Source organism: Pseudomonas sp. rhizo66 (assembly GCF_031931925.1).
Lineage (GTDB): Bacteria > Pseudomonadota > Gammaproteobacteria > Pseudomonadales > Pseudomonadaceae > Aquipseudomonas.
The window spans coordinates 63,264-89,794 of record NZ_JAUJWZ010000006.1 but is presented as its reverse complement, the minus strand read 5'-3'; the positions used below and the strand labels follow the sequence as shown (position 1 = coordinate 89,794).

Annotated in this window: 22 protein-coding genes and 1 other RNA gene; 17 read left to right on the top strand and 6 right to left on the bottom strand. The window is 54.7% G+C overall.

Features of this window, described 5'->3' with window-relative positions:
• Positions 1-180: 180 nt before the first annotated feature.
• The gene (gene recN, locus QZR14_RS09255; protein WP_311996396.1) at positions 181-1,854 is read left to right on the top strand and encodes a DNA repair protein RecN; all 1,674 of its coding nucleotides are present in this window, start codon (positions 181-183) and stop codon (positions 1,852-1,854) included.
• A gap of 75 nt (positions 1,855-1,929) precedes the next feature.
• On the opposite strand, the gene fur is transcribed toward recN, so the two are convergent.
• Positions 1,930-2,334, bottom strand: a complete 405-nt coding sequence (gene fur, locus QZR14_RS09250) for a ferric iron uptake transcriptional regulator (RefSeq protein ID WP_003221515.1) — start codon at positions 2,332-2,334, stop codon at positions 1,930-1,932.
• A gap of 97 nt (positions 2,335-2,431) precedes the next feature.
• Between fur and QZR14_RS09245 the strand changes: the two genes are divergently transcribed.
• The gene (locus QZR14_RS09245) at positions 2,432-2,959 is read left to right on the top strand and encodes an outer membrane protein assembly factor BamE (RefSeq protein ID WP_007915215.1); all 528 of its coding nucleotides are present in this window, start codon (positions 2,432-2,434) and stop codon (positions 2,957-2,959) included.
• Positions 2,960-3,019: 60 nt separating this feature from the next.
• Here the strand turns inward: QZR14_RS09245 and QZR14_RS09240 are convergent, their stop codons facing one another.
• From QZR14_RS09240 to QZR14_RS09230, 3 genes are read right to left on the bottom strand one after another with little or no spacing between them, the layout of a single operon-like run.
• A complete protein-coding gene (locus QZR14_RS09240; RefSeq protein ID WP_250607066.1) occupies positions 3,020-3,334 on the bottom strand; it encodes an RnfH family protein in 315 nt (104 codons plus the stop codon).
• A complete protein-coding gene (locus tag QZR14_RS09235) occupies positions 3,327-3,761 on the bottom strand; it encodes a type II toxin-antitoxin system RatA family toxin (RefSeq protein WP_003221509.1) in 435 nt (144 codons plus the stop codon). The genes QZR14_RS09240 and QZR14_RS09235 overlap by 8 nt, the downstream gene beginning before the upstream one ends.
• 7 nt (positions 3,762-3,768) lie before the next feature.
• On the bottom strand, positions 3,769-5,172 hold the full coding sequence (locus QZR14_RS09230) for a sodium-dependent transporter (RefSeq protein WP_311996395.1): 1,404 nt from the start codon (positions 5,170-5,172) through the stop codon (positions 3,769-3,771).
• A gap of 119 nt (positions 5,173-5,291) precedes the next feature.
• Between QZR14_RS09230 and smpB the strand changes: the two genes are divergently transcribed.
• Positions 5,292-5,774 (top strand): SsrA-binding protein SmpB, encoded by a 483-nt coding sequence (smpB, locus tag QZR14_RS09225; protein ID WP_007915208.1) that lies wholly within the window; start codon positions 5,292-5,294, stop codon positions 5,772-5,774.
• A gap of 106 nt (positions 5,775-5,880) precedes the next feature.
• Here smpB and QZR14_RS09220 read toward each other — a convergent pair whose 3' ends face one another.
• Positions 5,881-6,648 (bottom strand): FCD domain-containing protein, encoded by a 768-nt coding sequence (locus QZR14_RS09220; protein ID WP_007915207.1) that lies wholly within the window; start codon positions 6,646-6,648, stop codon positions 5,881-5,883.
• Between the two features lie 262 nt (positions 6,649-6,910).
• Here QZR14_RS09220 and QZR14_RS09215 point away from each other — a divergent pair, with 262 nt between their 5' ends.
• The 14 genes from QZR14_RS09215 to QZR14_RS09150 all read left to right on the top strand — a co-directional run bounded on the left by QZR14_RS09215 (position 6,911) and on the right by QZR14_RS09150 (position 24,627).
• Positions 6,911-8,605: a lactate permease LctP family transporter gene (locus QZR14_RS09215; RefSeq protein WP_311996394.1), complete on the top strand. Its 1,695-nt coding sequence runs from the start codon at positions 6,911-6,913 to the stop codon at positions 8,603-8,605.
• 161 nt (positions 8,606-8,766) lie between these two features.
• A complete protein-coding gene (locus QZR14_RS09210) occupies positions 8,767-9,591 on the top strand; it encodes a (Fe-S)-binding protein (RefSeq protein WP_311996393.1) in 825 nt (274 codons plus the stop codon).
• Positions 9,588-11,042 (top strand): LutB/LldF family L-lactate oxidation iron-sulfur protein, encoded by a 1,455-nt coding sequence (locus QZR14_RS09205; protein ID WP_311996392.1) that lies wholly within the window; start codon positions 9,588-9,590, stop codon positions 11,040-11,042. Before QZR14_RS09210 ends, QZR14_RS09205 begins: the two co-directional genes overlap by 4 nt.
• Positions 11,042-11,713 carry a LutC/YkgG family protein gene (locus QZR14_RS09200; RefSeq protein WP_311996391.1) on the top strand — a complete coding sequence of 224 codons (672 nt, stop codon included), beginning with the start codon at positions 11,042-11,044 and terminating at the stop codon, positions 11,711-11,713. Before QZR14_RS09205 ends, QZR14_RS09200 begins: the two co-directional genes overlap by 1 nt.
• Complete coding sequence (locus QZR14_RS09195) at positions 11,710-14,520, top strand: FAD-binding and (Fe-S)-binding domain-containing protein (protein WP_311996390.1); 2,811 nt, start codon at positions 11,710-11,712, stop codon at positions 14,518-14,520. Before QZR14_RS09200 ends, QZR14_RS09195 begins: the two co-directional genes overlap by 4 nt.
• 131 nt (positions 14,521-14,651) lie before the next feature.
• Complete coding sequence (locus QZR14_RS09190) at positions 14,652-14,930, top strand: hypothetical protein (RefSeq protein WP_250607060.1); 279 nt, start codon at positions 14,652-14,654, stop codon at positions 14,928-14,930.
• Between the two features lie 96 nt (positions 14,931-15,026).
• Positions 15,027-15,415: a transfer-messenger RNA gene (gene ssrA / locus QZR14_RS09185) on the top strand.
• 187 nt (positions 15,416-15,602) lie between these two features.
• Positions 15,603-16,859: an integrase domain-containing protein gene (locus QZR14_RS09180; protein WP_311996389.1), complete on the top strand. Its 1,257-nt coding sequence runs from the start codon at positions 15,603-15,605 to the stop codon at positions 16,857-16,859.
• A 951-nt stretch (positions 16,860-17,810) separates the two neighbouring features.
• Positions 17,811-18,782: an integrase domain-containing protein gene (locus QZR14_RS09175; RefSeq protein WP_311996388.1), complete on the top strand. Its 972-nt coding sequence runs from the start codon at positions 17,811-17,813 to the stop codon at positions 18,780-18,782.
• The gene (locus QZR14_RS09170; RefSeq protein WP_311996387.1) at positions 18,779-19,054 is read left to right on the top strand and encodes a hypothetical protein; all 276 of its coding nucleotides are present in this window, start codon (positions 18,779-18,781) and stop codon (positions 19,052-19,054) included. Before QZR14_RS09175 ends, QZR14_RS09170 begins: the two co-directional genes overlap by 4 nt.
• A gap of 151 nt (positions 19,055-19,205) precedes the next feature.
• Entirely contained in the window at positions 19,206-20,093 is an 888-nt protein-coding gene (locus QZR14_RS09165) for a sce7726 family protein (RefSeq protein ID WP_311996386.1), read from the top strand.
• The gene (locus QZR14_RS09160) at positions 20,054-20,983 is read left to right on the top strand and encodes a sce7725 family protein (RefSeq protein WP_311996385.1); all 930 of its coding nucleotides are present in this window, start codon (positions 20,054-20,056) and stop codon (positions 20,981-20,983) included. The genes QZR14_RS09165 and QZR14_RS09160 overlap by 40 nt, the downstream gene beginning before the upstream one ends.
• Before the next feature lie 737 nt (positions 20,984-21,720).
• A complete protein-coding gene (locus tag QZR14_RS09155) occupies positions 21,721-23,568 on the top strand; it encodes an ATP-dependent nuclease (protein ID WP_311996384.1) in 1,848 nt (615 codons plus the stop codon).
• Positions 23,569-23,721: 153 nt separating this feature from the next.
• On the top strand, positions 23,722-24,627 hold the full coding sequence (locus QZR14_RS09150) for a PIN-like domain-containing protein (protein WP_311996383.1): 906 nt from the start codon (positions 23,722-23,724) through the stop codon (positions 24,625-24,627).
• 861 nt (positions 24,628-25,488) lie between these two features.
• Here QZR14_RS09150 and QZR14_RS09145 read toward each other — a convergent pair.
• Positions 25,489-26,529, bottom strand: coding sequence for a DMT family transporter (locus QZR14_RS09145; protein ID WP_311996382.1), 1,041 nt, complete (start codon positions 26,527-26,529; stop codon positions 25,489-25,491).
• Between the last annotated feature and the right edge of the window lie 2 nt (positions 26,530-26,531).

Genomic DNA, 26,531 nt, shown 5'->3' with positions numbered 1-26,531 from the left:
GCCGCAAAATCAGGCTTCAAGGGCCTTCAAACATTAACCCTACAAAAAAGTGTCGAATGTTCATTCCTCGATGCGCTAAGCAGATTTCAGATCCAAGCAAATCGAGCTAAGGGAGGGCATTGTCAGCGCGAAACAAAACACTGTATAAATAACCAGACCTTTAGCTTGGGAGCGGCCTTTATGCTGGTGCACCTGTCCGTACATAACTACGCCATCGTTGAACATCTCGATCTCGAACTTGATCGCGGGATGAGCGTGATCACGGGTGAAACCGGCGCTGGCAAATCGATCATGCTCGACGCGCTGGGCCTGACCCTCGGTGATCGTGCCGACAGCGGCGTGGTGCGTCCCGGCGCCGACAAGGCCGACATCCTCGCGACCTTCGATCTGGCGGACATCCCTGAAGCCAGCGCATGGCTGGCCGAGCGCGATCTGGAGACCGATGGCCCGTGCATTCTGCGCCGGGTGATCACGTCGGAAGGTCGCTCACGCGGCTACATCAACGGCACCCCCTGCCCGCTCGGCGACCTCAAGTCACTGGGTGAATTGTTGATTGATATCCACAGCCAGCATGAGCACCAGTCCCTGCTGAAAACCGATACCCATCGTCGCCTGCTGGACGAGTACGCCGGCGCGACCGATCTGGCCCGCCAGGTTCAGCTCGCCGCCCAGCGCTGGCGCCAGACTCGTCAGGAGCTGGAGCGTCTCTCCAATTCCGGCGACGAACAACGCGCCCGTCATCAATTGCTGAGTTATCAGCTTGAAGAGCTGGAAAACCTCGGCCTGGGCGATAACGAGCTGGAGCAACTGGAGCAGGAACACAAGAACCTGACCAACGCCGAAACCTTGCTAGGCATATGCCGGCAAGTGGTCGAGCAATGCAGCGAAAGCGATTCCGGCAATGTATTGAATGCACTGACTGCCAGCCTCAATCGCCTGTCGAGCGTGAACAACTCCGTCGGCGCACTGGGCGAAGCGAGCAGTTTGCTCACCAGCGCACAGATTCAGGTAGAAGAGGCCGTTGGCGAACTCAATCGCTTCCTCGATAACTTCGATGCCGATCCGGCGCGCCTGCAGTATCTGGAAGAGCGCCTCGACGCTATTTATACCTTGGCGCGCAAACACCGGATTCAACCCAACGAAGTCGGCGAAATGCAGCAGAAGTTGCTGGATGAGATCGAAACCCTCAACGCCAACGACGAATCCATCGAGCGCCTGGGTGAAGAACTGGCCTCCTACGCCCGCCACTATCAAGAGAAAGCCCGAGAACTGAGCGATTTGCGTCATCAGGCCGCTGGCAGTCTCGCCAGTGCTGTTGAGCAGGAAATTCAGCGACTGGGCATGCCGGGTGGTCGCTTCACCATCGAATTGAAAGCCAACAGCAGCGACGAGTTATTGCCCAACGGGCTGGAGCAGGTCGAATTGTTGGTCAGCGCCAACCCGGGCCAGCCGCTCAAGGCATTGGCAAAAGTCGCTTCCGGCGGTGAGCTGTCACGGATCAGCCTGGCGATTCAGGTCATCACCGCACAGACATCCCGTGTTCCGACGCTGGTATTCGACGAAGTGGACGTCGGCATCGGTGGCCCGACCGCGGAAATTGTCGGCCAACTGTTGCGCCGTCTCGGGGATCGCGGCCAGGTTCTGACCGTCACGCACTTGCCGCAGGTGGCAGCGCAGGGCCATCAGCACCTGTTCGTGCACAAGGTGCGCGGCGAAGAGGCGACGCACACCGCCGTTTCCAAGCTGAGCAAGAACGAGCGTATAGAAGAAGTGGCGCGCATGCTCGGCGGCATTGACCTGACCAAGGAATCCCTCGCCCACGCGAAAAAAATGGTGGTCACCGCCAAGGTTTAGGAACGCAAGAAAGCACGAAGGCGACCCTTGGGTCGCCTTCGTTCGTTTCGCGAATGTGAAATTCGCGCGACATGCTTACTTTTTCTTGCGTACGTACAGCACCAGATTGTGATCTACAAGATCCACACCGTGCTCCTCGGCAATTGCTTTCTGGAGCTTTTCGATTTCCGGGCTGACGAATTCGACGACTTCACCGGTTTCCACGTTGACCATATGGTCGTGGTGTCCACCGTCGGCCAATTCGAATACCGCATGACCGCCGTCGAAGTTGTGACGGACCACGAGGCCAGCCGCTTCGAACTGGGTCAGAACACGGTAAACCGTGGCCAGACCGACGTCCTCACCAGCTTCCATCAACGCCTTGTAGACGTCCTCGGCACTCATGTGACGCTGCTCGGTGGAGTCGAGCATTTGCAGGATCTTGACCCGTGGCAGGGTCACTTTGAGGCCGGCTTTGCGTAGTTCGCTATTTTCAACCATGGTCAGCTTTCTCGCGATGCTGCTTCGCAGCTTCTCTTAATGCGGGTATGATCGGCGTTTACGTTGTCCCAGCCAAGATAGTGGAAGTCGCCCACCGATGCAAAACACCAAGCTCTTGCTAACCAGTTTCACCTTTGTGGGACTGCTCGCACTCGCCGGTTGTTCATTCCCCGGGGTTTACAAAATCGACATCCAGCAGGGCAATGTCGTCACGCAGGACATGATAGACCAGTTACGCCCGGGAATGACCCGGCCGCAAGTACGGTTTATCATGGGCAACCCTCTGCTTGTCGACACGTTCCATGCCGATCGCTGGGATTATCTGTACAGCCTGCAACCGGGTGGCGGTGAACGCCAACAGGAACGCATCAGCGTTATTTTCAACTCAAACGACCAGCTTGTCAGCCTGTCCGGTGACTTTATGCCGGGCGTAAGCCGTGACGAAGCCATTCTCGGCAAGGACAGTGGTACTACGGTGACCGCTCCTGCTGAAAACGCCGAGAAGCCAACACCGGAAAAGCCGGTCAAGCCAGGCTCCTTGCTGGATCAGATCCAGAAGGACGTCGATGGTGTAGAAACCGTTCCGGTTCCGACACCAGAGCCGCTGGATACCTCGCCGCAATAATTGGCGAGGCAATAAAAAACCCGGAGTATCCGGGTTTTTTATTGCCTGCGATTTGGCTTTTCAAGCGTTTCGAGCCTTGGCTTCGGCAGCCTTGGCCGCTCGCAAGCGTCGAACCTCTTTCGGATCGGCAAGCAATGGGCGATAAATCTCGATGCGCTCCCCTGGCTGAATCACCCGCGAATCCGGATCAGCAACCACTTTGCCAAAGATACCCAGCGGGCACTCCGCCAGATTCAACTCGGGAAACTCGCTACCGATACCCGATGCAAGCACCGCAGCCCGCACCGTCGCGCCGTCATTGACGCTGAACGAGCGCAATACCTGGCGATCCACGGCCGCGTACACCACCTCTATCTCGATCACCGGCTCAACCATGCATCTGCTTGGCGCGCTGGCAGAATGCGTCCACTAGCGTATTCGCGGCCTGATTGAACAGCGGGCCCAACGTCGCGCGCACCAGCGGCCCGGCGTAATCGAACGACAGATCCAGGCTGATCTTGCAGGCCTTCTCGTTCAACGCCTTGAACACCCAGACACCGTGCAGCTGATTGAATGGCCCTTCTTCCAGGTTCATCTCGATCGATTGGCCCGGCACCAAAGTATTGCGCGTCACGAAATGCTGACTGAGGCCGCCCTTGGCCACGCCAACACTGGCGCGCATATGTTCCGGCGAGCTTTCCAGCACTTCAGCCGAAGAACACCAAGGCAGAAATTCCGGGTAACGCGCCACGTCGTTGACCAGGTCGTAGAGAAATTGCGCCGGGTACGGCAGCAGCGCCGATCGTTGAATATGTGTCGTCATGTGAGCGTTACTTCCAGAGCTGAGCGGCAAACACTACAAGAATGCCGATGGGCGCCACGTAGCGCATCAAGAACAAAGACAGGGCGAACAATAGCGGATTGCGGATCGACAACTCGTCGCGTACCGCTTCACGCCCCATCACCCAACCGGCAAACAGCACGAAACACAGGCCACCGAGCGGCAACATGATCCGCGAGGTGAAGAAATCGATCACACCAAAGAAGTCCAGACCGCTCCGCGCACCCCATTGGTAGAGATGGAACATCCCGCCTTCGTTCACGAAAAATTTGGCTTCCTTCCAGATATTGAAGGAGAACACCGTGCCCAGACCGACGAACCAGCAGATGAACGCCAGCCAGAAAGTCACCCAGGCGCGGCTGACTTTCGTGCGTTCAACCAGATAGGCAACCATCGGCTCCAGAAGGGAAATCGCCGAACTCCAGGCAGCAATCGCCACCAACACAAAGAACACCACGCCCATCAGTTGCCCGAACGCCACGTTACCAAAGGCAAACGGCAGACTGACAAACATCAGGCCTGGCCCTTCGCTAGGGTTCAGGCCGCCGGCGAAGACAATCGGGAACAAGGCCAGACCTGCGATCAGCGACACAAACGTGTCGAGCAGCGCCACACCGACAACCGTACCGGACAACGACGAACTCTTCGGCATGTAAGCGCCGTAGATCATGATCGAACCGACACCGACGCTCAGCGAGAAGAACGCATGACCCATTGCCGGCAACAAACCGTCGAGGACTTTTTCCGGGTGGAAGTCGAACATGAAATGCACGCCTTCCATGAAATGCCCGGTGGTCATGCTGTAACCCAGCAGCACCAGAATCATCACAAACAGCAGCGGCATCATGATCCGCAGGCTGCGCTCAAGGCCGGCGACCACGCCTTTGGCGATGACGAAGGCCGACAGCAGCATGAAAATCGTGTGCCAAAGTGTCAGGCGCCATGGATTGGAGATGACATTGCCGAAATAAGCGCCGACCTGGTCGGCCGTGGCGCCCTGGAAGTCACCGCGGCCCATGTCGACGATGTAGTCCAGCGACCAGCCGCCGACCACACTATAGAAAGACAGGATCAGCAATGCCGTGATCATCCCGGCAAATGCGCCCCACGACCACTTGCCCGAGTGCCCGGCTTCCAGTGCCAGGACCTTCAAGGCGTTCGCCGGACTTTGCCGGGCGCGCCGGCCGATCAGGGTTTCAGCGAGCATGACCGGGATGCCGATCAGCGCGATGCACGCCAGAAACATCAGCACAAAGGCGCCGCCGCCGTAGACCCCGACCATGTAGGGGAACTTCCAGATACTACCCAGTCCCACGGCCGAACCGGTCGCGGCGAGTATGAATACCCAGCGGCTAGCCCAACTGCCGTGGACAGAAACCTTGTCTGTCGACATCGTTTATCACGCCCAAGCGTTAGAAAAAGAGGCCGCATTGTCCGGGATTCACTCAACCTGCTCAAGCACGCAGCATCACCGTAGCCGACGGCGGTTTATCTCCATATAATGCCGCCCCTATGGCTAAACAGAAGAAACACCCAACAGGGACCATCGCGCAGAACAAAAAGGCGCGACACGATTACTTCATCGAGCATAAGTTCGAGGCTGGTCTGGTCCTGGCCGGCTGGGAAGTAAAAAGTCTGCGGGCAAGCAAGCTACAGCTGGTCGACAGCTATGTCCTGCTCAAGGATGGCGAAGCATGGTTGCTCGGCAGCCACATCACGCCTCTGATGACCGCAAGTACCCACGTCATCGCTGACCCGGTGCGCACACGCAAATTGCTGCTCAACCGCCGCGAGCTGGAAAAGCTCGCCGCCGCTGTGCAGCAAAAGGGTTACGCCTGCGTCTGCCTGTCCTGGTACTGGAGCAAGCACATGGTCAAGTGCGAAATTGCTCTGGGCAAGGGCAAGAAGGAATACGACAAGCGTGATACCGAGCGTGAGCGCGATGCCGGTCGCGAACTGCAGCGTGCCGTTCGCAACAAGGGCAAGGAAGACTAGTCTTCTCCCCTTGAAAGCAAGGATCGCAGCCTGCGTCAGCTCCTACTGGAAAATACATATTCCAGTGTAGGAGCTGCCGCAGGCTGCGATCTTTTGCTTTAAAGAATCACATCCCCTTGCGCCGCTCAGCCCGAGCCATGCGCTGAACCTCTTGCCGCACCTCTTCCAGCACTTCCTGCACATACAAAATATGCCGGCTGGAGACTTCCCGCGCCTGCTCCGCGCGACCTTCAATAATCGCCAGATACAATTCCCGATGCTGGGTAATCAGCATGTCGCGGGTTTCCGTGCGCTGCTTGTACATGCCGCCGATGTTGGTGACGACGTTGCGCTTAAGCAGATCGAACAGCCCGCGAATGGTGTGCAAGAGCACGGCGTTATGGCTGGCTTCGGCAATCGCCAGGTGGAATTTCGCATCCGCCGCGCCCTCCTCCGCCCGGCTGACCTCATCGTGACGTGAATAGCAGTCCTGCAGCTCTTCGAACGCGGCGGTCAGCCGCTCACGATCGACATCGGTGGCGCGCAATGCGGCGTAATAGGCGCACGATGCCTCCAGAGTGTGCCGAAATTCCAGTAGATCGCGTTGCGCTTCGGGGTTGCTTTCGAGCAGTTGCAACAGCGGATCACTGAAAGTCGATCCAAGGCTTTCCACGACATAGTTGCCGCCGCCCTGCCGACTGACCAGCAGACCTTTGGCCGCCAGTTTCTGGATCGCTTCACGCAGCGACGGCCGTGATACGCCAAATTGCTCGGCCAGCGTGCGCTCCGCCGGCAGTCGTTCACCGGACTTCAGCGTGCCCTCAAGGATCATCCCCTCAAGTCGCTCGACAATATCGTCAGACAAACGGCGCTGACGTATCTGATCAAACCCCATAACTCATTTCTCCACGATCCCGACCGCTCGCCGGGCTCTCTATTCTGGCCTATCGGCGCCTTGCCGACACCTACCAGACGCCACTTACCCAAACCGGATCAGATGCGATCTGCACCGCTTGTTCGACAAAAGTTTTAGGGCGGCAAATTGACACACCGCCATCAAGGCTTTTACCCTAGCCAACAGCGATTGTAAATTGGTCTTACCAATTATCCAAGAACGCTGACAGTGCCTGACCAACAACAATTAGGGGCCACCCCATATGCAAACCTGGCAACAGCTCTACAGCCCGCTCGGCAGTCTCGGCGTGTCCGCACTCGCGGCCGTCATTCCCATCGTGTTCTTTTTCCTCGCGCTGGCGGTGTTCCGCCTCAAAGGCCACGTGGCCGGGAGCATCACCCTCGCCCTGTCGATTGCCGTGGCGATCTTCGCGTTCCACATGCCGGTCGACATGGCCTTCGCCGCTGCCGGGTATGGCTTCGCCTACGGTCTGTGGCCGATTGCCTGGATCATTGTTGCGGCGGTGTTGCTCTACAAACTGACGGTCAAAAGTGGTCAGTTCGAGGTCATTCGCAGTTCGGTGTTATCGATCACTGACGACCAGCGTCTGCAAGTGCTGCTGATCGGTTTCTGCTTCGGTGCGTTCCTGGAAGGTGCCGCCGGTTTCGGCGCGCCCGTGGCGATTACTGCCGCGCTGCTGGTCGGACTGGGTTTCAACCCGCTGTACGCCGCCGGCCTGTGCCTGATCGCCAACACCGCACCGGTTGCGTTCGGTGCACTGGGGATCCCGATCATCGTTGCCGGTCAAGTCACCGGTATCGACGCGTTCAAGATCGGCGCCATGACCGGTCGCCAACTGCCACTGCTGTCGCTGTTCGTGCCGTTCTGGCTGGTGTTCATGATGGATGGCCTGCGCGGCGTACGAGAAACCTGGCCGGCTGCACTGGTCGCGGGCCTGAGCTTCGCCATCACCCAATACTTCACCTCGAACTTCATCGGACCAGAATTGCCGGACATCACCTCGGCCCTGGCCAGCCTGATTTCCCTGACCCTGTTCTTGAAAATCTGGCAGCCAAAACGCACCGCAGGCGCGCAAATCGCCGGCGCCACGTCGAGCGCAGCGATCACCGCCAGCGTCGGCGGTTTCGGCCAGAAGCGCACCACCGTGGCTTCGCCTTACAGCCTTGGGGAAATTTTCAACGCCTGGTCGCCGTTCCTGATCCTCACCGTGCTGGTCACCATCTGGACGCTGAAGCCTTTCAAAGCGATGTTCGCCGCTGGTGGCTCGATGTACAGCTGGGTGTTCAATTTCGCGATTCCGCACCTTGATCAACTGGTGATCAAAAGCGCACCGATCGTGGCCACCCCGACCGCCATTCCAGCGGTGTTCAAACTCGACCCGATTTCCGCGACCGGCACTGCGATTTTCTTCTCCGCGCTGATCTCGATGCTGGTACTGAAGATCAATTTCAAAACTGGTCTGACCACTTTGAAAGAGACCTTCTACGAACTGCGCTGGCCAATTCTGTCGATCGGCATGGTGCTGGCCTTCGCTTTCGTCACCAACTACTCCGGCATGTCTTCGACCATGGCGCTGGTGCTGGCCGGTACGGGCGCCGCGTTCCCGTTCTTCTCGCCGTTCCTCGGCTGGCTCGGCGTGTTCCTCACCGGCTCGGATACTTCATCCAACGCCCTGTTCAGCTCGCTGCAAGCGACCACCGCACACCAGATCGGCGTCAACGACACCCTGCTGGTGGCGGCGAATACCAGTGGCGGCGTGACCGGCAAGATGATCTCGCCACAATCGATCGCCGTGGCCTGCGCCGCGACCGGGCTGGTGGGCAAGGAATCGGATCTGTTCCGCTTCACCCTCAAGCACAGCCTATTCTTTGCAACGATTGTCGGCCTGATCACGCTGGCTCAGGCCTACTGGTTCACCGGCATGCTGGTGCACTAAACCTACAAGACGCCTACAAGAAGCATGGAAATAACCGACGCCGATCCGTGATTTCGGCGTCAGCAATTCACAACCCGGTCTGTAAGGCTGCTGAAAGCAATGCTCTTTATATTCAGCAGCCGCCACAGACGGATAACCGGGCCCACCCGGAGACACGCCTGATGAGCGAGCTTTTTTACAACGCCGTGCCAAACGCGACCCGTGTGGCACCGCCACTGCCCGAACCTCGGCAATACCCCAGCGAGAAACCGTCGCGGGTCTACCTGTTCGGCACGTGCGTGGTCGATCTGTTCTACCCCGAAGCCGGGATGGACGCGATCCACTTGCTGGAGCGCGAAGGGATCCGGGTCGAGTACCCGCAAGGGCAGAGCTGCTGCGGGCAACCGGCCTACACCTCGGGTTACACCGAGCAGGCGCGGACGGTAGCGCGCTCGCAACTGGCGCTGTTTGCCGGGGATGATCCGGTGGTGGTGCCGTCGGGTTCCTGCGCCGGCATGCTGCGTGAGCATTACGCCGACTTGTTCAAGGACGAGCCGGAAACGTTGAAACAGGTTCAGGCCCTCGCGGCCCGCACCTATGAATTGGCGGAGTTTCTGCTGTTCGTCTGCAAGGTGCAGCTCAAGGACAGCGGCGACCCGGTCAAAGTCGCGCTGCACACTTCGTGTTCGGCACGCCGCGAAATGAACACCCACCTGCACGGCCGCGAGTTGTTGGCGCAGTTGAGCAACGTGGAACGGGTCAACCATGACCACGAAAGCGAATGCTGTGGCTTCGGCGGGACATTCAGCGTCCGTATGCCAGACATTTCCGGCGCGATGGTGGCTGACAAGACCCAAGCGTTGAAGGATTCCGGCGCGCACAAGGTGTTGAGCGCCGACTGTGGCTGTTTGATGAACATCAACGGCGCATTGGAGAAACAAAAAGCAGCGCTGCGCGGGCAACATCTCGCCAGCTTTCTGTGGCAACGAACCGGGGGTGCGCAATGAGCACTTCCGCGATTATTCCTACGGTCGCCGTAGAAGAAGATTTCCGTACTCGGGCACACAACGCCCTGGGTGATCAGCAGTTGCGGAACAACTTCCGCACTGCAATGGACTCACTGATGGTCAAGCGGGCAGCCGCTTTCAGTGATGCCCACGAAAGAGAACATCTGCGTGCCCTGGGCAATTCGATCAAGGCCCGCGCGCTCTCCAAGTTGCCCGACTTGCTCGAGCAACTGGAACAGAACCTGACCCGCAACGGTGTGACAGTGCATTGGGCGGAAACGGTGGACGAGGCCAATGGCATCGTCTTGTCGATCATCCGCGCTCACGAGGCGCGGCAAGTGATCAAGGGCAAATCGATGGTCAGCGAAGAGATGGAGATGAACCATTTCCTCGAGGCTCGAGACATTGAATGTCTGGAGTCCGACATGGGGGAATACATCGTCCAGCTCGACCACGAGAAGCCTTCACACATCATTATGCCGGCGATCCACAAGAATGCCGGTCAGGTCGCGTCCTTGTTCCACGACAAACTTGGCGTGGAATACACCAAGGACGTTGACCAACTCATTCAGATCGGTCGCAGAGTCCTGCGGCAGAAATTCTTCGAAGCGGACATCGGCGTTTCCGGTGTCAACTTCGCCGTGGCCGAAACCGGCACCCTGCTGCTGGTGGAAAACGAAGGTAACGGCCGCATGACCACCACCGTGCCGCCGGTGCATATCGCCGTCACCGGTATCGAAAAAGTCGTGGAAAACCTGCGTGACGTGGTGCCGCTGCTGTCACTGCTGACGCGCTCGGCGCTGGGCATTCCAATCACCACTTACGTCAACATGATCTCCGGCCCGCGCAAGGCGCATGAACTCGACGGCCCGCAGGAAGTGCATCTGGTGCTGCTCGACAACGGTCGCAGCCAGGCCTTTGCAGACAGCGAATTGCGCCAGACCCTGAATTGCATCCGCTGCGGCGCCTGCATGAACCATTGCCCGGTGTACACCCGCGTCGGTGGCCACACCTATGGCGAGGTGTACCCGGGGCCGATTGGCAAAATCATCACTCCGCACATGGTTGGCCTGGCGAAAGTGCCGGATCATCCGAGTGCGTCATCGCTGTGCGGTGCCTGCGGTGAAGTCTGCCCGGTAAAAATTCCTATCCCGGCGATCCTGCGGCGTCTGCGCGAAGAAAACGTCAAAGCCCCGGACAGCCCGAATCAAGTAATGCGCGGTCAGGGCAGCAAATATTCGCGCAAGGAACGTTTTATCTGGAACGCCTGGGCCAGGCTCAACAGTTCACCGACGCTGTATCGGTTGTTTGGTTTCTTCGCCACGCGCCTGCGTGCACTCACGCCCAACAATGTCGGCCCGTGGACGCAAAATCACAGTGCACCTAAGCCCGCCGCCCGCTCACTGCACGACATGGCCCGCGAGCATTTGGCCAAACAGGGAGATCGCTGATGAGCGCCAAGCAAAATATCCTCGGCAAGCTTCGGAAAAGTCTGACCGGCACAACTCCGATTACCGACAACTTCGACGTTGATCTGGTGACGCAGCCTTACACCTACAGCGCCGAACAACGCATCCCGCAACTGCGCAAACTGATGGAAGCGGTGCACACCGAGATCCACCTGACCTCCGACGCAGAATGGCCGGCGTTGCTCGCACAATTGCTGCGCGATCGGCAGTTGCCGAGTCTGTTGATCGCGCCGACGACAGCGCACGGGCAGAAAATCACACAGCATTGGGCGAACAATCCTGATCTGCCGACACTGAAATCCTACGATCGGCCGATGGAAGAGTGGAAAGCCGAACTGTTCAACGACACCCCGGCCAGCCTCACCGGCACCCTCGGCGCAATCGCCGCCACCGGCAGCCTGATCCTCTGGCCAACCCGCGAAGAACCGCGTTTGATGAGCCTGGTACCGCCGGTGCATTTCGCCCTGCTCAAGGCCAGCGAAATCCGTGACAACTTCTATCAGGTGCAAGAGGAATTCGAGTGGGCCCAAGGCATGCCGACCAACGCGTTGCTGGTGTCCGGCCCGTCGAAAACCGCTGACATCGAGCAAGTGCTGGCCTACGGCGCCCACGGCCCGAAAGACCTCGTAGTTCTGATCCTGGAGGACCAATGACGCTTCCGGTGAATTTCCTGCGTGATGCGCAACAACTGATTCCGGCCGAGCGCCGTTTTGATGACCCGTTATCGACGCTGGCCTTTGGCACCGACGCCAGTTTTTATCGACTGATCCCGAAACTGGTAATCCGCGTCGAGTCCGAAGACGAAGTGGTGGCGCTGCTGAAACTGGCTCAACGCGACCATGTCCCAGTGACCTTCCGTGCGGCGGGCACCAGCCTCTCCGGCCAGGCGATCAGCGATTCCGTTTTGATTGTGCTTGGGGATAACTGGAACGCTCGCGAGATTCGCGGCCAGGGCATGCAAATCCGTCTGCAACCGGGGGTGATCGGCGCACAGGCCAATGCATGGCTGGCACCGTTCGGGCGCAAGATCGGCCCGGATCCAGCGTCGATCAACGCTTGCAAAATCGGCGGCATCGTTGCCAACAATGCCAGCGGCATGTGCTGCGGCACGGCACAAAACACCTATCACACGCTGGCCGGCATTCGATTGGTGCTGGCCGATGGCACGCGTCTCGACACCGAAGACGCTGCCAGTGTCGCCGCGTTTCGCAACAGTCACGGCCAGTTGCTGGAGCGTTTGGCAACCTTGGGCCGCGAGACCCGCGCCAACGCCGAACTCGCCGCACGAATCCGCCACAAATACCGTTTGAAAAATACCACCGGCCTGTCGCTCAACGCCCTGGTGGATTTCGACGAGCCTGTGGATATCTTGAGCCACTTGCTGGTCGGCTCCGAAGGCACCCTCGGCTTTATCAGCGCGGTGACTTACGACACGGTGATCGATCACCCGAATAAGGCGTCGGCGCTGATCGTATTCCCGGATGTGGAAACCTGCTGCAACGCGGTTACCGTGCTGAAAAGCCAACCGGTGTCCGCCGTGGAACTGCTGGATCGTCGCAGTTTGCGCTCGGTACAGAACAAACCGGGCATGCCTGCTTTCGTACAACAGCTGTCGAACAATGCCTGCGCGCTGCTGATCGAATCCCGCGCCGCGTCTTCCACGTTGCTGCAGGAACAACTGGCACAGATCATGGCGTCGCTCAGCGGCTTCCCGGTGGAGAAGCAGGTCGACTTTACCGAAGACCCTGTGGAAAACGCCAAGCTCTGGGCGATCCGCAAGGACACCTTCCCCGCTGTCGGCGCGGTGCGCAAAACCGGCACCACGGTGATCATCGAAGACGTGACTTTCCCCGTCGAACAACTGGCCATCGGCGTGAACCGATTGATCGAGTTGTTCGACAAACATGCCTACGACGAAGCGATCCTTTTCGGACACGCGCTGGAAGGCAATCTGCACTTCGTCTTCACCCAAGGCTTCAACAACCCGGAAGAAGTCGCACGCTATCAAGCGTTCATGGACGACGTCGCGCAACTGGTCGCCGTGGAGTTTGGCGGTTCGCTGAAAGCCGAACACGGCACCGGGCGCAACATGGCGCCGTTCGTGGAACTGGAATGGGGCAGCGACGCCTATCAACTGATGTGGCAGCTCAAACGTCTGCTCGACCCTAACAGCATTCTCAACCCGGACGTGGTGCTCAGCGAAGATCCGCAGATCCACCTCAAGCACCTGAAGCCGCTGCCGGCAGCCGACGAGATTGTCGATAAGTGCATCGAATGCGGCTTTTGCGAACCGGTCTGCCCGTCGAAAGGCCTGACCCTCAGCCCGCGCCAGCGCATTGTGATCTGGCGCGATATTCAGGCGAAAAAGCGTGCCGGCGTCGATACCACCGAACTGGAAAAAGCCTACGAGTACCAAGGCATCGAAACCTGCGCCGCGACCGGTCTGTGTGCGCAACGTTGCCCTGTAGGCATCAACACCGGTGAGTTGGTGAAAAAGCTACGCGGCCGCAACGCGACGCATCAGAAAACCGCTGACTGGATCGAAGGAAATTTCGCCAAGACCCTGCAAGGCGCACGCTTCAGCCTGCACGTGGCCAACGGCGCACGAATGATGCTCGGCGCACCGCGTCTGACGAAACTTTCGGCAACCATAACGCGCCTGTCCAAAGGTCAGGTGCCGTTGTGGACGAATGCGATGCCGCAACCGGAGAAGGCCATTCGTTTCAGCCCCAGCGTGGCGGACGAGCGCCCGCGTGTGGTCTATCTAGCTGCATGTGTATCGCGAGTGATGGGCCCGGCGGCGGGTGATAAAGAGCAGATGTCGCTGTACGACAAAACCCGTGGCTTGCTGGAAAAGGCCGGCTACCAGGTGGTTTTCCCGGACAATCTGGACAATCTCTGCTGCGGTCAGCCCTTCGCCTCGAAAGGCTACGCCGAGCAAGCAGAGCACAAGCGCCAGGAGTTGATCAGCGCCCTGTTGCACGCCAGTCGCGGCGGCCTTGATCCGATCTATTGCGACACCAGTCCGTGCACGTTGCGCCTGGTGCAGGACGTAGGAGAAACCCGTCTGGATCTGTACGACCCGGTGCGTTTCATTCGTACGCACCTTCTCGATCGACTCGACTTCATCCCGCAAGATGCACCGATTGCCGTACACGTGACCTGCAGCACTCAGCATCTGGGCGAAAGTCAGGCGCTGATCGATCTGGCGCGCAAGTGCAGCAACAACGTGGTGATCCCGGAAGGCATTCATTGCTGCGGGTTTGCCGGCGACAAAGGCTTCACCACGCCGGAGCTGAACAGCCACTCGCTGCGCACGCTAAAGGATGCGGTGCAGCATTGCAGCGAGGGGATTTCCACCAGTCGCACCTGTGAGATCGGCCTGACGCAACACGGCGGAATCGACTACCACGGGCTGGTCTATCTGGTGGATCGCGTGACCCGGGCGAAGGCCTGCTGAAGAAAAATAGAACCCTTGAGTTCGACTGTAGTCCACAGAATAACCCCGACTGATCGGGGTTTTTCTTCCATACGGTTGCCCGTCCTGACGGCCAGCGAAGTCTGGATCCCACTCGGTTCAAGGAGATACACATGAAACGTTCTGTACTGTTAGGTCTGTTCGTTACTGCATCGATGATGGCTTCCACTTCGTTCGCCGCGGACAAGCCTGCTGACCTGTGTGATGCCAATATTCAGACGATCAATAATGCCAAGGGGCAGCTGTCAGCGAACCCTGAGCTGAGTCAGCGTGCTAATGCCAGTGTAACCAGAGCTCAGTCGCTGAAGGCCGAGGGCAAGATCGATGATTGCGTTGCGGAAACCTCGCAAACCATCGTCGAACTGCGCAAAGCCACCGGTACCAACAACTGATCAGCGTCCCGGCCAACCTTCGGGTTGGCCTTGTGGGCCGATTGGCGTACACTGCACACGCTTGTTGCTCAAACAGATGTACTGAGCAATGAGTTCGGGGCCGTTTAGGATTCGACGCCGGTTGCGAAACTTTAGGTGCATGCCGACTTGGTAACAGAAGTCGTAAATCCACTGTTGCAACTACTTATAGTTGCCAATGACGACCAATACGGTGTTGCTCTCGCTGCTTAATTGCAGCTGACAATGCTCCTGGTACCTTCGGGTCCAGCAATCATCAGGGGATGTCTGTAAACCCAAAATGATTGTCATATAGAACAGAATCGCCGTGCAGTACGTTGTGGACGAAGCGGCTAAAACTTACACAACTCGCCCAAAGCACCCTGCCCTTCGGGTCGCTGAGGGTTAACTTAATAGAAACGGCTACGCATGTAGTACCGACAGCGGAGTACTGGCGGACGGGGGTTCAAATCCCCCCGGCTCCACCAAATGATCAAACAAAGACGTCCACGGACGTCTTTTTTTGTGCCTGCGATTCAGTAAATACGCGGCTTCCAGCGCTTTTGCGGTCTTTTGAGATTTTTTGAGTTCCAGCCATTCGGGTATTCCAGACGGTATTCCAGCTCATCCGGTGCTAATCTTTGGAATACCGAATCAGTGCTTGAGGACAATCTCATGCCTGCTCAAAACCTCCGCCTCTCCGATCGACAGCTCAAGGGAGTCAAACCCGCGTCCAAGGATTATGTCCTCACCGACGGTGACGGTTTACAGCTCCGTGTACGCAGCAATGGCTCTCTGCTGTGGAATTTCAATTACCGTGAACCGGTGACCAAGAACCGTATCAACATGGGCTTGGGCACCTACCCCGAACTGTCACTGGCGAACGCCCGAAAGATGGCGGTCGAAGCACGCGAGCTGCTCGCCCAAGGCATCGATCCGAAGGTGCAGCGCGATACGCTGAGTGAGGCCAAGCGCGCAGAAACGGAACACACCTTCGAGAACGTGGCCACCGCCTGGTTCGAGCTTAAGAAAGACTCGGTCACCCCAGCCTACGCCGAGGACATCTGGCGGTCGCTCACACTGCACGTGTTCCCCGATTTGAAGACGACACCACTTGCGAAAATCACCGCGCCGATGGTGATCGCATTGCTTCGTCCAATCGAAGCGAAAGGCAGCTTGGAAACGGTCAAACGTCTTAGCCAGCGGCTAAACGAGATCATGACCTACGGCGTAAATTCCGGCCTGATCTTCGCCAACCCACTCAGCGGCATCAGGGCAGTCTTCAAGAAGCCCAAGAAAGAGAACATGGCTGCGCTTCCGCCCGAAGAACTCCCCGAGCTCATGCTGGAGATCGCAAACGCCAGCATCAAACGCACCACCCGCTGCCTGATCGAATGGCAGTTGCACACGATGACTCGCCCCGCCGAGGCGGCGACTACTCGCTGGGCAGACATCGACTTTGAAAGGCGTGTCTGGACTATCCCACCAGAGCGGATGAAGAAACGCCGTCCACACAGCATCCCGTTGAGTGATCACTCTGTCGCCCTGTTGGAATCACTGAAGACTCACAGCGGCCATCGCGAATACGTCTTCCCGGCCGATAGAAATCCACGCACCCACGCCAATAGCCAAACCGCCAACATGGCGTTGAAACGCATGGGGTTCCAGGATCGCTTGGTCAGCCACGGCATGCGCTCGATGGCCAGCACCATCTTGAATGAACATGGGTGGGACCCGGAGCTCATCGAAGTGGCACTGGCGCACGTCGATAAGGATGAGGTGCGGAGCGCCTACAACCGAGCCGACTACATCGAGCGCCGGCGCCCGATGATGGCTTGGTGGAGTGAGTACATCCAGAAAGCCGCCACCGGCAGCCTGCTCGTCTCAGCGTACGGCCAAGTCAGAGACAAGAACGTGGTGCCGATCCGCTAGCTTTGTACGGCGCAAGAACGGTAGCAGCAACAACTGAACGTTCAAGATTCGGGGCAAGCAGCCTCGCTTATCCGCTTCTCAGCACGGGTCCTTCCAAACAGGGCTGCAAAGCCGCCCTGTTTGGAAGGACCTCACTTTGAAGAGCTAAAAGCGACCACGTTGTCCAGGATTTACCACGGAATTCCAGCGGTGGATAACCGCTCTTAAAGTCCAAAGTGGCGCTGAATTTCGAGCCTTGACCGCGTTTATCCACAGGCGTAGAACTGGCCGTGCAAGCGCTGTCGATGACAGCAACCCAGGTGGCCCGAGCCTTGAGGTCACGCCGCTCTCGCGGTGGTTCTCCCCCAAATGGCGATTCGCATCCGGCAGCTCGCCCGGTCACCTCCCCGGTGATGGATGCCTACTTCAGATCATGGCCCTCGTGCGCCAGGCAACACCTCCTACTTCGCTGCCCTGCAGCAACCAATCCGCTTGGCCGAATCTTGCGCCAACCTGCGCCCGTCTCTTTCTCCTGGAAAGAGACGGGCGCTTCTAGCACTGCTGCAGCCCTCATCGCACCTGGCTCTGCGGCAACTCCACTCGTGACAATCGGCGTGACAAACGCCGATGTCACCAGCAACAGCGATGTCGATGATGGTGCCGCAGACCAGGGAATGGACTGCACCTGACTGACAGTCAGGCATGCCCCGGTCATCACATTGCTGCGTTCACCCGGCTCAGGATCTCGCGGCACTGGTCTCGTCAGCCAGTGCTGCCTCCACCCGCCCATCGGTAACGGTGCTCAGGAGGCCAGATCATGAGATGCCCTTGCTCCCGGTCGTAAGGAGCCGCCGGTCCCGCGTTAGAGGACATCCCCACAGGTCGCAGGGGCCTTGACCCCTGATAACACTCAACATTCTTGGCGGGATGACGTGGGGTGAGGATCGAAGAGCGGACGATGAGGTGACCGACATGGCATTGGTGGGTAAACGCGATGGCCGTAATTTCGGCTACGGCAGGCAATTGAGCTACGCAGGTCCGCGGGCGCTGAAAGACATGTTCGGCGGCGGCCACTACGGCACGGTGAGGGCACACTGTGATCGGTGGCAGGCATTCGTGAAGTGGTGCCGCTCCGAACAAGGGCCCGCTATCAATGATGCGCGGCTGGTTGATCGGGAGGTGCTGGCCGACTATGCGGCGTATCTACGCGACGTGGTTAGGCGCGGTGACCTCGCCGTCAGCACCGCTCAAAACCGGCTCTCCAGCGTTAACAGGACCATGGCAGCGCTACGCGGTGATCAGTGCGTGAAATTGCCAAGTCCGAGCAAGGCACTGGGTATGCAGCGCAGCGGGGTTCGTCACGCCATCCCTCAGGGCCAGAATCGCAAACAGGTTGAGCAGATCGTCGATGCGCTTTGCAGTCGTGACCAGAGACGGGCCGCCGCGATCGTATTGTTGGCGCGAGCCACAGGCATGCGCCTGCGTGAGACCATCTTGGCTGACCTGCCACGGCTAAGCCGTGAGGCTAACGACCTAGGCAGAATTAATATTCAGGATGGCACCAAAGGAGGTCGCTCCGGCGCTTCGGCACCGCGTTGGATTGCGGTGGACGACCATATTCGAGGTGCGCTTGGGTTTGCACGGCAGGTGTCGCCTGCTGGTAGCCACAACCTAATTGCGCCACACGAAAGCTATCTGAACTTTCTGCAAAAAATCATCCGCCCTGTGCGGTGCATCCTGCATGCACACAACCTAAAAGGCTTCCATGAGCTGCGAGCGGCATACGCGTGTGATCGCTATGAACAATTCACCCAACACCGCGCCCCTATCAACGGTGGCCAGGCAGACAAGAGCATTGATCGTCAGGCCCGAAGGCTAATCAGCTATGAGCTGGGGCATGGTCGAATCGACGTGGTCGCTGCCTACATTGGAGGGCGCTCATGAGTAAGCCATTCGATATGGAGCTGTTCTTGATTGGAGTCTTGACCGGATCGCCCGCGACTCAGCAACGTCATTTACGCCAAGCGAAGCTCATTCAGAATGAAATTGCAGAGCGCTGGCAGCGAGAAACCCCATGGGCTTGGCAGAGGAAGCATGTGACTTGGTTTCTCGAACATCGCATGAGCCAGCGCAGTGAGGCGACGCGGTACTACTATCTGCTAACGGCTAGGCTGCTCGCACGGCGCCTAGAAAAGCCATGGCTTTTCAATCTCTGAATGAAAGCCGCTGCTATCGATCCACCAGCAGCTCGGGTTCGAGCGGAGCCAGGGGACGCGCGAGCGTGGTAATGTGCGCCGGCAGTAAGCTTCTCTAGATTGGTTTTTGATTTTTTTGACTCATGATGAAATCGTTGCTCGGATATAAAATATGTTGAATTTCAACGAGATAGCGAAAATTTTTTCCAGCAGCAACATCAATTCCGTTTCAGGAGGCGATCTGTCTCTTGTCACGAGAGTGGCTAAATGCTATCAAGACAGCTTTGATGACACCTTTACTGTTGCTAGCGTATTTGAATTTTGTTATAGCCTAATGTGCAGGGAATATCGTAATGAATACTATTATAAAAATTCTATTGCGAAGAAAATTCTCCTAGGGAGGCATTCAATAAACAGCTCTACTATGCTCACAGAATTCCGAGTAGGCGCGAACAAAGCAGACTGCGTGATCGTCAATGGCATTTCAACATGTTATGAAATAAAAACCGATTATGACAACCTAACACGATTAAAATCTCAAATCGATTCTTACCTGAAGATATTCGATAAAGTTAACGTAGTTGTCTCTAAAAAAAATCTAACCTCGGCACTGCACACAGCACCTGAAGAAGTAGGGGTTATATTACTAAACAAGAGCGGCACTTTTCGAGAGATGAGACCGGCACAACTTACTGGTGCACAGATTGATGTTCGGGTCCTAATGAGATCGCTTCGACGTGACGAGTACGTGGGGCTTACCGAGTCGTTGTTTGGCGCGACACCCAATGTGAGCAATACCGAAATCTTTCGTGAATGTGAACGCTTACTGACATCTGCCGCCAACGAAAGTATTCGTACTGAGTTTAGAAAAATTATTCGTCAAACCAGAGCTCTGGACAAGGATTTCATACTGTCGTTACCTACATCCTTATTAGCGGCCGGAGTCGAATTTGGATCAACCCGCAAGGCCCGCGCTGGGCTTGTGGAAAACATGAGCTCAATCTTAAGTAAGGAAGCTTTATGTACTACCCAATTCTCAAAGGCAAACAGTTTGAACTGACCGCGCTCAGGGAACTCGCTGGGCATATACCCGCCGGCAATGTCTGTCCTATTTTAGAGCCTGTAAATTTAAACCTAGCGCCCCTAGCGACTACCATCTCCGAATTGACGGAAGCTGGAGTCAGCTCGTGGGTGGTAATTAATCCTTCTCAAAGTGAATTCGCAAGTGGTTCGGGGTCAAATATATTTTCTTCTCTGAGAACTCACCTTGCAACGATAGGGGCTGGCCAAGGTTCATTTGTCCCATGTATAAAAATACGCGATGGGTCTGATGCCCTTGCCATCGCACTATTAAGAAGCATTACCATACCTTTTGTCGCTTATGTTGAAGGTGTTATTACACCTGCCCTAGTTTCTGACCTAATGAAAGCTTCTGCTGTCGCACTCAATCCAGACAAGACTGATATTTCGGTATGGGGAGTTCTTCCAAGAGCCGTCCTCTTTCATGATGGCTTTGACAAGAAAACCAGGAATTTAGATTACGGCACAGAATCGTATTACTCAAATCTTCACAATGGGTATAGAACGTGTCCAAATGCAATTGGATTTGGCGATTACACGATTCTCAGTGAACGTCTCGTTGAGGGAGGCGGCCCACCATTTGTGGTTACCCTGCACATTTCCTACCTTGATCCTTCACGGTCAACTCAAATGTATGTGCGCCATTTCTCTTCTTATTCTGACAACGACAGCCAAAGTGACCCCGGCGGTAAATTTCGCGAAGCTTTAGATTTGCTTATTTCCCATATATCAAAGAACCCAGGGAATTTCGTCAACACTGAGGGCCTGCAAGAATTTATAACTCTTCATAGCAGTCGTCATTATCCTGGCCTTGGCATGGTTAAAAAAGCTTCAATCAAACATCATATTCAGACGCTATCCTCATGGTGATAAATTTTGCATACCCCCGCACAAAACTCTAGCGAGCCCTAACTAGGACTCGCTCATAAAATCGCTCGCGAATAATTAAAGCCTTTAACTTAAATATGAATTTTTGCAAATTTGCCGCCATAGCTTATATTAATTCTTAATATAAACCCCATCTATCCTACATAGTCGTGCGGGCTTCTAATCCTTGAATGAAGCTCTGCACGACTCGATCTATTATATCGAGCCACACTCAGTACGATTACTTGAGAAATCTCAAGTCTGTATGCTCTAAACAAAGACAAATGTCAGTCATTTTTGCATTACTCCCTCGTTATACAAGCCTTTAGGCTCTGTACGAAAAGTCCGCCACTTAGAAAAATTGGGTGCCGAGAGTCTTGGCAAAAATTAAAAAATATAGTTATGAGCCGTAGCGATCTACCTAAAGTTGATAGGGTGCCTTTGGGTATACAGCGGGGGGGCCGCCTAGACAGCATAGCTTAAGGTCACTGCAAGGATGATGCATTTGAGCGATGATATATTTTCGTAACTACATGCAGCCACCTCTAACTCACCTGTACGATTAGCATATGCCTTTGCAAAACCCACAATAAAAACCTTACAAATAATTCACCTTTAAAGTAAACTAATCGCTCGAGCCAATACCTCTAACACGCAAAAGCTAAAATGCAGCATTCCCCGATAGACACTATATTGATAGACGGCTACAAATTAAACTTTCGCAAACCAAGGAATGAAGTATGAGCATTGATGCGATCTGGTCTTCAAAGCTAAACAGTTACAAATCTGGCGAGTCGGAAGCTAGGCAAATAAGCACAGGAAGAATTAACTTTTTCATTGGCCCAAATAACAGTGGAAAAAGCAGGCTTCTTCGCGCCTTATTTTCTAGCAAAAATGAAGAAACCCATGTTGTTATAGCGAAACTTTTGAGTGAGATTGTTTGCGACCTGAAAATTCTTGATTTTATTCGCTCCACCCCTCAAATCAATAGCTTCAAATCTGAACCTTTTCTAAAAGCTATTCAGGGGAAGATATTATCTATAGACGCCATCAAAGAAGTAGCCAGGTCGTTCACAACATTAATCTCAGAGGCTATCAGAGATAATTACAGCATAATGGGTGGCGGCGCTGAAACTAACGCGTTCAATAGACTGAAAGGAATTTTAAACACAGCAGAGTTGCGCAAAGAAACAATTGAAATCTCAAACAATTTCAATGCTAAGATCCAGCAAGTCACTGACTTTAAGTCTCATTACATTCCGGTTCTTAGAGGAATGCGCCCACTAGATGGCGAAAGTGATTTGTTTCTAGATAGAACTTTAACGGACTATTTCTCCAATGATAACTCAAAGAAGTTAAATATCATCACGGGATTCAATCTTTATCAATTGCTTGTTCGTTTTTTGCTTGGTCAGCCAGAGGATCGTCAGCGTGTCAGAGCCTACGAAAAAATTCTGGGGCACGAATTTTTTGGAGGAGCTGAGGTTACTCTGATTCCTGAGTATGGGAAAGATACTATTTCAGTCAAAATCGGTGATGACGACCAGTTTTCCATATACGATCTTGGCGATGGCATGCAACAGGTTATTATCATTACCTCTGCCGCATTCCTCGAACAGGACAATTCTATTTTCTACATCGAAGAACCAGAAGCTTGCCTTCATCCTGGCTTACTTAGAAAGCTAGCACTATTTTTATTAAATCATACTCAGCATAAATATTTTGCCACCACTCACTCCAATCATCTTTTAGATCTTGCCGAAACTGATCGGCGAGTGAAAGTTCATCGTGTTTCGAAATCAGGCGCTAAAGCAGATGCAAATTTTACAGTACGCGAATGTACTCGCGATAGAGAACTTCTTGCAGAGCTAGGTGTGCTTGCGTCATCTGTCTATTTAGCCAATTCGACCATTTGGGTTGAAGGTATAACTGACAGACTCTATTTGAGCGTATTCCTTAGAAAATACATTGAAACAATAGACGACGCAAGCAAGAGAAATAAACTAGATGGGCTACTTGAAAATTTTCATTATGCCTTTGTGGAGTATCAGGGAGGGACACTGGGTCACTGGTCTTTTGATAACGCATCTATGGAGGATGGGCTAAATGCATCGTTCTTATGTTCTTCTGCATTTCTTGTTGCTGACGGTGACATTGTCGATAAAGGAGATCGGGCTTTGATTCTGGAACAGCAGTTAGGTATGAGACTGCACATACTAAACTGCAAGGAAATTGAAAATATTCTTCCTAGAGAAATTATAATTAAAGCTGCGAAGAGTATTTTTTCTCGCAAAAAAAAGAAAACCATTGAAGGACTTTCTCCTGAGCTTTTGGATGGCCTGACAACCAAAATTGAAAATTCTCAATATGGTATTGGCTACCTGCTTGATAAGGCACTTGGGTTGCCTGGACGAGGAAAGAACGCGCGGAAGGTTTTTGCCGATGCAAGTGGAACGATCAATGACAAGGTAAAGTTCTGTCTTTCATGCATTGATGAGATGAACTCCGGAGAGTGGGAGATCACCCCCCCAATAAAGGAGTTGTGCGACAAGATATTTGACCATGTTCTAAGCCAGAATATATGCTAGCCATCTAGTCAGTCTTGTTGAGCATCTTATTGAAATGAAAATTCTTGTATGCACCTTCACTAGAAGGCTAAAATCTCAATGATTGTAGATGCAACAAAGTATCTTTCTAGCAACCAACTTTAGATCAATATCATTGGAGTTAAAGGAGGCAGGATGAAGAAAGCATTTCCCGGGCACTTTTCAAATGACCCACGTAATTTAGAAGATATATGGGGGCGTTGCATTTTTGTCCTAGATACGAATGTACTATTAAACCTCTATCGTTATTCAGATGAAACGCGATCCGAACTTATTGAGACATTCAGACTTCTAAAAGAACGCCTCTGGATCCCCTATCAAGTGGCCAGCGACTACTTTGCAAACAGAGTCAGTGTTATAGGGGAGCAGGTTAAAGTATATGAGCGGGCAATTAATAACATATCGGAACTGCGCCAATCACTTGAAAGTCAAAGACAACACCCATTCGTGCAGAAATCCACATTAATAGAGTCAACCGCTTCGTTTGAAAAGATAATCTCTGAGCTGACAGAAAATCAAAAAAAATTTTTACACAAGATAGAATTTGATGATATCAAGGATAGTCTTGAGGTTTTGTTAGATGGGCGAGTTGGTAGAGGCCTGAGAGACGAGGAAGTTTCAGAAATCCTTTCTATAGGCGCTAAAAGATATGCACAGAAAAGGCCTCCAGGATATATGGATGCTAATAAGTTAAAAAGTGATTCGGAAGTCATCTCGGAAAAGTTGAAGCCTTATGCGGACTACGTAGTCTGGAGGCAGACTATTGCAATGGCCACAGCCGAAGCATTGCCGGTAATTTTTGTTACTGGCGATAGAAAGAATGATTGGTGGAGCGTATATAACGGTAAACTACTAGGCCCTCACCCCCTTTTGGTTGAGGAATTTGTAAATGAGGTGGGTCAGCCATTTTTGATGTATCTACCAGAAAAATTTATGCAACAAGCCAACGGTTTTCTTGAAAGAGAGACTTCGCAGAGTGCAGTGGATGAAATTGTGGAAATTAGATCTGAAGAGTTACCTACAAATATTCATACGCAATAACGACCATAGAATTATTATGGTTGTTCAATGTCGCTTTCCGGCCGCTCGCTTTGATGCACAAAGGCTTAGCAGTTGATTTGTCAAGTCTTTGCCAGACAGTATATATATCTGCTCTACTTCCAATTTTCAAAAGTGAATGCTGAGCCTTATGTTGCGCTCCCGATTTTCTCGGGAGCCAGCCCATTCTGATATGCATCGATCGCAAGTCAAAAAATCTATCTTTACCTTAAACTTTTGGTTTTCCTGAAGCTCATTGGCTATCTGATCGCCTTGGTCGAACCAAACATTCAGACAGCTGTCTTTGATCCAGCGCGATTCATCTTCCTCGACAAAGCTAGTTGACGCATTTGGAAAAGGTCAAGGTCTAAGAAAGCAAACTGGTTGGCATCACTAAACGCAGCCATTTATCGACTTTCTTTTCAGGCTCTAGGGCATTATCGACACTGAGCCTACACATTCGATGAGCTTACCGAGGACGAAGCTCATCATCTTAGCCAGCGCAGCAATCATTGACGCTATCGTTTGTCCGGAGCCCCCGCATGTGTGAGTGGTGACATCGTACGCGTAGGTGAAAAATCAACAGCGCGACCATTTGTTTCATAGATTCGGCCCCAATTCGTTTCTGGGGGGAGGACCTCAATAAGGACCGTCCATCGGAATCCAGACTACGGTGCTTTCCAACTGGTATTCCAAGAAAGTTGACCAATAGCTTTTTAATCAGATAAAACAAATAGATACCGACTTGTTTCAGATTCCCCCGGCCCACCAACTCTCAACGACAAAGCCCGCCAAGTGCGGGCTTTGTCGCATCTGGCCCTCCCGTCCAGCCCCTCCCGCCAAAAACCACCCCGTCCACACACCTCAGTGCTCATGCCGATGATGCACATCCGGAAAATGCGCATGGCTATGCCGAATCGGCGTATGCACATGCGGATGACTGTGCGGCTCCGTTCCATCCCAGTCAAACCCGTGCGTATGCTGATGATGCTCGTCGTGTGTATGACGATGATCGTGCTCGAGCCGTTGGTGCTGATGCTCATGAGCATGGTTCTCCATCAGATGAATCCATACCCCAACAGCCATCAACGCTGCAGCGAGCAGGAACATCAGCGATACCGACTCGCCCAGTAGCAGAATCGAGATAGCGGCGCCCAGGAACGGTGCGGTGGAAAAGTATGCGCCGGTGCGTGCACTGCCCAGCCCGCGGAGGGCGAGGACGAACATCACCAGGCTGACGCCGTAGCCGAGAAATCCGACCAGCAGGATGGGCACCAGCGTAGTGGCCGCAGGCATTTGTGTGCCGATGAACAAGGCCAGGCCGCAGTTGACCAGACCGGCGACAAGGCCTTTGCTGCCGGCGATGAACAGTGCGTCCGAGGCAGAGACCTTACGCGTCAGGTTGTTGTCGATGGCCCAGCAAAAGCAGGCGAAGGCGACGGCCAGTGGCCCTGTCCAGTCCTGCGCCGAGACGGCCTCTTGTGGCCAGGACAACACGACACCGCCGGCCACGATGGCGAGCATGCCGATCACGATTCGCCGATCGGCATTTTCCTTGAACACTACCCAAGCCAGCAGTGCCGTGAGCACTGATTCCAGGTTGAGCATCAGTGACGCGCTCGCGCCGGACGTTCTGGTCAAACCGAACATCAATGCCACCGGCGCCAGCACACCGCCGAAGCCGATGGCGCCGGCCAGCCACGGCCATTCACCGGTGCCGAGTCCGGAGCGCTGCCAGCCTCGATCGCGGGCAAAACGCAGGACGGTCAAGCCCAGACCGCTGCCCAGATAGAGCAACCCGGCCAACAGAATCGGTGAAATCTGTACCCCCAGCAGCTTGGCGAGTGGTGTGCTGGCGCCAAACAATGCTGCCGCAACCAAAGCGTAGAGAACGCTCACATTCATGA

What these genes read in the sequence shown, in the direction of transcription:
- QZR14_RS09170 (WP_311996387.1), top strand. Translation starts at nt 18,779, where the DNA reads ATGAGTAAGCCATTCGATATGGAGCTGTTCTTGATTGGAGTCTTGACC.
- QZR14_RS09215 (WP_311996394.1), top strand. Translation starts at nt 6,911, where the DNA reads ATGCAAACCTGGCAACAGCTCTACAGCCCGCTCGGCAGTCTCGGCGTG.
- QZR14_RS09240 (WP_250607066.1), bottom strand. Translation starts at nt 3,334, where the DNA reads ATGGTTGAGCCGGTGATCGAGATAGAGGTGGTGTACGCGGCCGTGGAT.
- QZR14_RS09160 (WP_311996385.1), top strand. Translation starts at nt 20,054, where the DNA reads ATGTACTACCCAATTCTCAAAGGCAAACAGTTTGAACTGACCGCGCTC.
- QZR14_RS09155 (WP_311996384.1), top strand. Translation starts at nt 21,721, where the DNA reads ATGAGCATTGATGCGATCTGGTCTTCAAAGCTAAACAGTTACAAATCT.
- QZR14_RS09205 (WP_311996392.1), top strand. Translation starts at nt 9,588, where the DNA reads ATGAGCACTTCCGCGATTATTCCTACGGTCGCCGTAGAAGAAGATTTC.
- QZR14_RS09145 (WP_311996382.1), bottom strand. Translation starts at nt 26,529, where the DNA reads ATGAATGTGAGCGTTCTCTACGCTTTGGTTGCGGCAGCATTGTTTGGC.
- QZR14_RS09180 (WP_311996389.1), top strand. Translation starts at nt 15,603, where the DNA reads ATGCCTGCTCAAAACCTCCGCCTCTCCGATCGACAGCTCAAGGGAGTC.
- QZR14_RS09150 (WP_311996383.1), top strand. Translation starts at nt 23,722, where the DNA reads ATGAAGAAAGCATTTCCCGGGCACTTTTCAAATGACCCACGTAATTTA.
- QZR14_RS09200 (WP_311996391.1), top strand. Translation starts at nt 11,042, where the DNA reads ATGAGCGCCAAGCAAAATATCCTCGGCAAGCTTCGGAAAAGTCTGACC.
- QZR14_RS09195 (WP_311996390.1), top strand. Translation starts at nt 11,710, where the DNA reads ATGACGCTTCCGGTGAATTTCCTGCGTGATGCGCAACAACTGATTCCG.
- QZR14_RS09175 (WP_311996388.1), top strand. Translation starts at nt 17,811, where the DNA reads ATGGCATTGGTGGGTAAACGCGATGGCCGTAATTTCGGCTACGGCAGG.
- recN (WP_311996396.1), top strand. Translation starts at nt 181, where the DNA reads ATGCTGGTGCACCTGTCCGTACATAACTACGCCATCGTTGAACATCTC.
- QZR14_RS09230 (WP_311996395.1), bottom strand. Translation starts at nt 5,172, where the DNA reads ATGTCGACAGACAAGGTTTCTGTCCACGGCAGTTGGGCTAGCCGCTGG.
- QZR14_RS09220 (WP_007915207.1), bottom strand. Translation starts at nt 6,648, where the DNA reads ATGGGGTTTGATCAGATACGTCAGCGCCGTTTGTCTGACGATATTGTC.
- QZR14_RS09235 (WP_003221509.1), bottom strand. Translation starts at nt 3,761, where the DNA reads ATGACGACACATATTCAACGATCGGCGCTGCTGCCGTACCCGGCGCAA.
- QZR14_RS09190 (WP_250607060.1), top strand. Translation starts at nt 14,652, where the DNA reads ATGAAACGTTCTGTACTGTTAGGTCTGTTCGTTACTGCATCGATGATG.
- QZR14_RS09210 (WP_311996393.1), top strand. Translation starts at nt 8,767, where the DNA reads ATGAGCGAGCTTTTTTACAACGCCGTGCCAAACGCGACCCGTGTGGCA.
- fur (WP_003221515.1), bottom strand. Translation starts at nt 2,334, where the DNA reads ATGGTTGAAAATAGCGAACTACGCAAAGCCGGCCTCAAAGTGACCCTG.
- QZR14_RS09165 (WP_311996386.1), top strand. Translation starts at nt 19,206, where the DNA reads ATGTTGAATTTCAACGAGATAGCGAAAATTTTTTCCAGCAGCAACATC.
- QZR14_RS09245 (WP_007915215.1), top strand. Translation starts at nt 2,432, where the DNA reads ATGCAAAACACCAAGCTCTTGCTAACCAGTTTCACCTTTGTGGGACTG.
- smpB (WP_007915208.1), top strand. Translation starts at nt 5,292, where the DNA reads ATGGCTAAACAGAAGAAACACCCAACAGGGACCATCGCGCAGAACAAA.